Here is a 6,707-nt window from a genome sequence, read left to right as displayed (position 1 = left end):
TTTGTTGCGCGAGGTAAACTCGCGACTACAGGGGGGTGTTATATTTGTAGGCGGGGCTTTATGCCGCGCTTTTTTGGGTATTGAGGCTTGTGCTCTATTGCGCGAGGTAAACTCGCGACTACTTACCGCGCTTTTGGGGCTATTCAGTTTTTTCTTTAAACTCACACAAGTCTTCAATAATACAACTGCCGCATTTGGGTTTTCGAGCTGTACAAGTATAACGCCCGTGAAGTATGAGCCAATGGTGTACGTCGACTTTGAATTCTGCAGGTACGACCTTTAAGAGTTTTTTCTCAACCTCAACCACGTTTTTGCCCATCGCAAATTTGGTACGGTTAGATACGCGGTCAATATGCGTGTCTACTGCGATGGTCGGCCAGCCAAAGGCTGTATTTAACACTACGTTAGCGGTTTTTCGGCCAACGCCTGGTAGGGCTTCTAAGGCTTCACGATTTTCTGGCACTATGCTGTTATGTTCATCAACTAGTATTTGGCACATTTTGTACACGTTGGCAGCTTTAGAATTAAATAAGCCGATGGTTTTTATGTAATCACGCAGTGTATCGTGGCCAATATCTAAAATAGCTTGCGGTGTATTAGCAACAGGGAACAGTTTTCGGGTGGCTTTATTTACCCCAACATCGGTTGCTTGTGCTGAGAGTGTTACTGCAACTAACAACTCAAACGGGCTTGAATATTCAAGCTCGGTTTCTGGGTGTGGGTTGTTATCGCGTAAGCGAGTGAGTATTTGGTGACGTTTTTCTTTATTCATGCAACTTAAAACGCATTAGCTTTTGCTAAGTTAATGCGCTTTCCCCTTAAGTTAAGCTAGTAACACGTGCACGAGGGCCTTTTTCAGCCTCTGGTGGTGCAACCCGTTTTGATTTTATTTGTGCGTCTATTACGTTTTTAGCCGCAATAAGTAGCCCAAGGCCTAAAAATGCACCGGGTGGCAAAATAGCGAGTAAAAATTGGTTATCAAAGTTAAATACTTCAATGCGTAAGCTTTGCGCCCACGGGCCTAATAATAAATCGGCACTGTCGAATAGCGTGCCTTGTCCAATGAGTTCGCGCATTGCGCCTAAAACTACCAGCACAATCATAAAGCCTAACCCCATCATTAACCCATCAAAGGCAGATAAGTGCACTGGGTTTTTAGAGGCGTATGCTTCAGCACGACCAATAATGGCGCAGTTAGTAACGATAAGTGGAATAAAAATACCTAATGACTGATAGAGCCCGTACGTATAGGCGTTCATTAGCAGCTGCACTATGGTTACAAATCCTGCAATAATCATTACAAACACCGGGATACGAATGTCTTTAGGTACCCAGTTTCGTACTATGGATACACTAATATTAGAACCAACTAAAACAAGCAGTGTAGCGAGTCCTAAGCCAAGTGCATTGGTAATGGTAGATGTAACAGCAAGTAATGGGCAAAGGCCTAAAAGCTGAACTAGGGCAGGGTTATTTACCCATACACCTTCTTTATATAGTGTTTTTAATTCACTCATTCGTTACCTCTAAACATTCGGCGTTTGGGGCTGCAAAAATAGCATCAAATTCACTTTGAGCGAACAGTACGGCTTTTTTTACAGAGCTAACAACGGCACGAGGGGTAATAGTTGCCCCTGTAAACTGGTCAAATTGACCCCCGTCTTTTTTAACGGCCCAGCGAGCATCGTCTTCGCTTTGTACTGTTAAGCTTTTAAAGGTAGTGATCCAAGGTGACTTTTTAACTTCTACTTTATCACCTAGCCCTGGGGTTTCTTCATGTTTTGTTACACGCACACCGGCAATGGTGCCATTACTTAAAACGGCGGTTAATAAGTTAATGTCACCGCTGTAACCATTTGGTGTTACATGCCTTACGACAAGGGCAACGGGCTTGTTATTTTTGCGAGCGCGATAAATTATTTGATTAGCATAAGGGCCAAGTCGTTCATCAGAAATAATAGCGCAATCTTTCGAAAGCTCATTATCGTAAGTACTGGGATCGAGTACTTCTTGTAATTGAGAAGTAAGATACTGTTGTTCTTGCTCGGCAATTTTATCGGCAGTCAATGCATCAATTGAGGCAACTAATCCGGTGGTTACGAGCGCAAATGCCGTTAAAATAGCGCCATTTTTAGCCATAGATGAAATAATCATTTTACTGCTCCGTGACCATAAGTACGTGGTTGCGTGTAGTAATCAATAAGGGGTACAGCAATGTTTAATAGCAGAACGGCAAATGCAACTGCATCAGGAAACCCACCAAAGGTACGAATTAAGTACACTAATAAACCAATAAGTGCGCCGTAAATTAAACGCCCTTTGTTGGTCGTTGCTGCAGATACTGGATCGGTGGCTATAAAGAATGCCCCCATCATCGTGGCACCACTTAATAAGTGAAATACGGTGCCCGGCTCCGTTCCAGGTGCTGCAATATAACCAATTGCGCTACACACAGCTAAACTTGCAATAAAGCTGACTGGAATATGCCAATTAATTACTTTTTCTTTAAGTAGGTATAAACCACCGGCTAAAAAGCCTAAGTTAACCCACATCCAACCAAGACCTGCCCATTCATTAAATACGTTTTTTTGCATACTTTCGGTAACAGTTAGCCCGTGTCCAACATCTGTTTTAATAGTGTCTAGAGGCGTAGCCATTGTAACGCCGTCAATACCAGCACGTACTTGGTCTAAACTGTATCCTATAGAGGTAAAGTCGGTAAATATAAGGCGTAACTGATCGGTAAATCCAATTGCATTATTTAATAAGTCAGACACAGGTAGCCATGAAGTCATTTGTACCGGAAATGAAACTAACAACAGAACATAAGCAGCCATAGCAGGATTGAATAAGTTAAACCCTAAACCACCATACAATTGTTTAACGATTACAATTGAGAACAAACAACCAATAATAATCACCCACCATGGCGCTAAAGGTGGAATACTTAATGCCAATAACACAGCGGTTAGCCACGCACTTCCATCGCTTAAAGCCGGCCAAACTGGGCGCTTACGCATTAGCATTATGGCTGCTTCAAAAACAGTAACGGCAACTAATGCAAGCACTAGCTGAATGAGCACGCCGGTTCCAAAGAAAACAACTTGAGCAACTAGCCCAGGAATACACGCGGCAATAACGATCAGCATTAATCGGGTTACCGATTTATGACTATGATTATGCGGCGAACTGGCCATGGTTAATTTCATGACTGATCATTTCCTTCTTTTTGTAACTTTTTGGCTTTTGCTCGGGCAATAGCGGCAGCAACGGCTGCTTTTTTCTTATCGTCGCTTGATTGAGGTACATCAGCGTCAATAGAGCTAGATGAATTGTCGGTATTATCGGGTACGCTTGGTGTTTCTGTATCCTCTAATGCTTTAGCCGCCTTTTTAGCTTTGGCGCGTGCTATGGCCGCAGCTACCGCTGCTTTTTTATCATCAACAGGCTCATCGCTTTGTGGCTCTTCACTCACGGTTTGCTCGGCTTCTTCTAATGCTTTAGCTGCTTTTTTAGCTTTGGCGCGGGCAATGGCTGCTGCTACGGCAGCTTTTCTGTCATCAACGGGCGCATCAGTTTGTGGCGCTTCACTCGTTGTTGGCTCTGCATCTTCTAAAGCTTTAGCTGCTTTTTTTGCTTTAGCTGCTTTTTTTGCTTTAGCGCGAGCAATTGCGGCTGCTACGGCTGATTTTTTATCATCAACGGGTGCAGTCTCGGTAGATTCATCTGTTTGCGATTTTTGCTCTTTATATTTACGTGCTTGTTCTTTACGTAGTGCGCGCTCTTTTGCTACTTCGCTGTTGTCTGGCTCTAGTTCTTCGCCTTGTTGCTTTTTAGCTTTAGCGCGTGCAATAGCGGCAGCAACCGCCGATTTTTCATTACCGTTATCAGGTTTATTTTTAACACGGGCTAATGCTTCAGCTACTTTTTGTTTTTCGTCAGCGGATTTAGCAACCGGTTTACGTTTATGTCGATTTTGTCTTTCTTCTTGTTCGCGATCTAAACGCTCTTTTCTTGCATCAAAACGCTCTTTTGCTCTGTCGGCTTTAATTTTATCCGCTTGCTGTTCTTTTATTTCAGCTTTGGCTACACGATAGTATTGCACGAGTGGAATTTCACTTGGGCAAACATACGCACATGCGCCACATTCAATACAATCAAATAAATTGTGCTCTTGAAGTTTGTCGTATTCTTTTGATTTAGCAAACCATTGTAATTGCTGAGGCAATAAAGAAGCTGGGCATGCATCAGCACAAGCACTACAGCGTATACACGCTTTTTCAGGGCCGGGCTCTGCCAGTTCTGTATGATCGGGGGCTAATATACAGTTGGTAGTTTTAATTACACCAATACGAACAGTAGGCAATGTAAAGCCCATCATTGGTCCGCCCATTACAACGCGTTGTTGGGGTACCGGTGAAAACCCTTGGCAATCTAGCAAGTGTTTTATTTCTGTGCCTAATAAAGCCCATACATTACCAGGTTTATGTATGGTGTTACCGGTAACTGTTACTACTCGCTCTATAAGCGGTTTGCCTTCGTAGACAGCTTGTTGCACAGCATATAATGTACCGGTGTTATGCATAAGCACCCCAATATCAGCAGGAATGCCCATGCTGGGTACTTCGCGATTGGTTAGCAATTTTATAAGTTGTTTTTCGCCGCCTGAGGGATACACCGTTGGCACGGTTTGAACAATAATTTTATTGTTATGTTCAGCCGCCTTAGTCATGGTGGCAATGGCTTCTGGCTTATTATCTTCTATACCGACAATACACAGCGTTGGGTTTAACAGTTGCTGCATTAATTCAATACCTTGAATAATTTCTGCAGCGTGCTCACGCATTAGCGTATCGTCCGCGGTAATGTAAGGTTCACATTCAACAGCGTTAATAATAAAAAAGTCGATTGATTGTTTAGTGTCGGCTTTTACATAAGTGGGAAAGCCTGCGCCACCCATACCACTAATACCCGCTTGATGAATAATATCTATTAATTCTTGGTGGCTAAGTGATTTTGGCTCACTTACAGGATTAAGTGTGCACCATTCGTCTTTACCATCAGGCTCAATAACAATACTAAGCTCTGGTAGTGCAGATGGGTGAGCCGAGGGTTTTGGTGCTATTTCTGTAATAATGCCAGAGCTAGGTGCATGCACAGGTACTGACCAGTTTGCAACGGGCTCTGTTAATGCTTGGCCTTTAAGTATACGTTGGCCTTTTTCTACAAGTAATTTTCCGTTAGCGCCAATATGTTGTTTTAGCGCAACAACGAGTTTATTTGGCAGGGGAAGACGAGCAATATTTGCACCGTTAGAAAGTGACTTTTGCTGTGGTGGATGCACGCCGCCAGGGAATTGCCAAACGGTGCCTTTTTGTATTTGTTCAAGTAACTTATCCACTCAAACCTCTAATCTATTTGTGTAACGGGAATAGCGTTTAGCTGCCATTTCCAGTTTTGTTTAGTTTCGGTTACAGGCAGCATATCAATGCAATCAACAGGGCAGGGCTCTACACATAAATCACAGCCAGTGCATTCATCAATTAATACGGTATGCATTTGGCGAGTAGCACCTAAAATAGCGTCAACTGGACAAGCCTGAATGCATTTAGTACAGCCAATACATTCATCTTCACGAATATAGGCTACGGTTTTTACAGGCTCTGCTTGCTCGCCACCGGCAAGTGGTTTTTCATCAACACCCATTAAGCCTGCAAGCTTTTTCATTGTTGCTTCGCCACCGGGTGGGCATTTATTTATTTCATCGCCATTGGCAATTGCTTCGGCATAGGGGCGGCAGCCCGGATAACCACATTGGCCACATTGGGTTTGCGGTAAAATGGTGTCTATTTGCTCAACAATGGGATTGCTCTCTACACGAAATCGTATAGCTGCAAATCCTAAAATCAACCCAAAAACCAGCGCTAACGAGCCAAGCGCAATTAAGGCATAAAACAAGGTCATATTAAAATTTCACTAATCCGGTAAAGCCCATAAACGCCATCGACATTAAGCCTGCGGTTATCATGGCAATAGAGGCACCTTTAAAAGGAGTGGGCACGTCAGCAGCTGCTAAACGTTCACGTAATGCTGCAAATAATACCAGCACTAACGAAAAGCCAACCGCAGCGCCAAAACCATACACTGCAGATTGTAAAAACGAATGATCTTCTTTGATATTTAGTAAAGCAACACCCAGTACAGCACAGTTAGTGGTTATAAGCGGTAAAAATATACCTAATAAGCGATACAGAGTAGGGCTTGTTTTACGCACGACCATTTCGGTAAATTGCACTACAACGGCAATAACCAAAATAAAGCTCATGGTACGTAAAAAGGCGATATCCAGAGGGATTAAAATATATTGATTAACTAAATAGCTAGTTACAGAGGCAAGAGTTAGCACAAACGTGGTTGCCAAAGACATACCAATTGCAGTATCAAGCTTACCTGATACGCCCATAAACGGACATAAGCCTAAAAATTGTACTAATACAAAGTTATTAACCAGAACTGTTCCAATCAATAACAAGACATATTCTGTCATGTGTGCCTCACGCTATTAAAATCCTCTGCATTATCCTTTTTTCTGTCTCGATAAACAACATATGCGAGTCATTATCAGTTAAATAAACGCATGGCACGACGTATTGATCACAAGGCTGTGAAATTAATGTAATTCTGAGGTAAAAAAATAATCAAATAAC

General features: G+C 42.7%; 7 protein-coding genes. All 7 read right to left on the bottom strand.

From position 1 onward, the window contains the following. Positions 1 to 139: 139 nt before the first annotated feature. From nth to rsxA, 7 genes are read right to left on the bottom strand one after another with little or no spacing between them, the layout of a single operon-like run. Positions 140 to 772, bottom strand: a complete 633-nt coding sequence (gene nth / locus P20652_RS01240) for an endonuclease III (RefSeq protein WP_008172501.1) — start codon at positions 770 to 772, stop codon at positions 140 to 142. Positions 773 to 818: 46 nt separating this feature from the next. Further along, a complete protein-coding gene (locus P20652_RS01245; protein ID WP_008172499.1) occupies positions 819 to 1,517 on the bottom strand; it encodes an electron transport complex subunit E in 699 nt (232 codons plus the stop codon). Further along, on the bottom strand, positions 1,510 to 2,154 hold the full coding sequence (rsxG, locus tag P20652_RS01250; protein ID WP_008172498.1) for an electron transport complex subunit RsxG: 645 nt from the start codon (positions 2,152 to 2,154) through the stop codon (positions 1,510 to 1,512). Before rsxG ends, P20652_RS01245 begins: the two co-directional genes overlap by 8 nt. Next, complete coding sequence (gene rsxD / locus P20652_RS01255; protein ID WP_008172496.1) at positions 2,151 to 3,209, bottom strand: electron transport complex subunit RsxD; 1,059 nt, start codon at positions 3,207 to 3,209, stop codon at positions 2,151 to 2,153. Before rsxD ends, rsxG begins: the two co-directional genes overlap by 4 nt. Continuing rightward, positions 3,206 to 5,401 (bottom strand): electron transport complex subunit RsxC, encoded by a 2,196-nt coding sequence (rsxC, locus tag P20652_RS01260; protein WP_008172494.1) that lies wholly within the window; start codon positions 5,399 to 5,401, stop codon positions 3,206 to 3,208. Before rsxC ends, rsxD begins: the two co-directional genes overlap by 4 nt. A gap of 8 nt (positions 5,402 to 5,409) precedes the next feature. Continuing rightward, positions 5,410 to 5,964 carry an electron transport complex subunit RsxB gene (rsxB, locus tag P20652_RS01265; RefSeq protein WP_008172493.1) on the bottom strand — a complete coding sequence of 185 codons (555 nt, stop codon included), beginning with the start codon at positions 5,962 to 5,964 and terminating at the stop codon, positions 5,410 to 5,412. A gap of 1 nt (position 5,965) precedes the next feature. Then, positions 5,966 to 6,547: an electron transport complex subunit RsxA gene (gene rsxA / locus P20652_RS01270; RefSeq protein WP_008172491.1), complete on the bottom strand. Its 582-nt coding sequence runs from the start codon at positions 6,545 to 6,547 to the stop codon at positions 5,966 to 5,968. Positions 6,548 to 6,707: the final 160 nt, after the last annotated feature.

The organism is Pseudoalteromonas sp. BSi20652 (assembly GCF_000239855.1).
In the GTDB taxonomy this organism is placed as follows: domain Bacteria; phylum Pseudomonadota; class Gammaproteobacteria; order Enterobacterales; family Alteromonadaceae; genus Pseudoalteromonas.
The sequence above is the reverse complement of the archived record's forward strand: the minus strand, read 5'-3'. Positions and strand labels throughout refer to the sequence as shown.

Bases quoted from the DNA above. Each gene is read 5' to 3' on its own strand.
- nth (WP_008172501.1), bottom strand. From the start codon at position 772: ATGAATAAAGAAAAACGTCACCAAATACTCACTCGCTTACGCGATAAC.
- P20652_RS01245 (WP_008172499.1), bottom strand. From the start codon at position 1,517: ATGAGTGAATTAAAAACACTATATAAAGAAGGTGTATGGGTAAATAAC.
- rsxG (WP_008172498.1), bottom strand. From the start codon at position 2,154: ATGATTATTTCATCTATGGCTAAAAATGGCGCTATTTTAACGGCATTT.
- rsxD (WP_008172496.1), bottom strand. From the start codon at position 3,209: ATGAAATTAACCATGGCCAGTTCGCCGCATAATCATAGTCATAAATCG.
- rsxB (WP_008172493.1), bottom strand. From the start codon at position 5,964: ATGACCTTGTTTTATGCCTTAATTGCGCTTGGCTCGTTAGCGCTGGTT.
- rsxA (WP_008172491.1), bottom strand. From the start codon at position 6,547: ATGACAGAATATGTCTTGTTATTGATTGGAACAGTTCTGGTTAATAAC.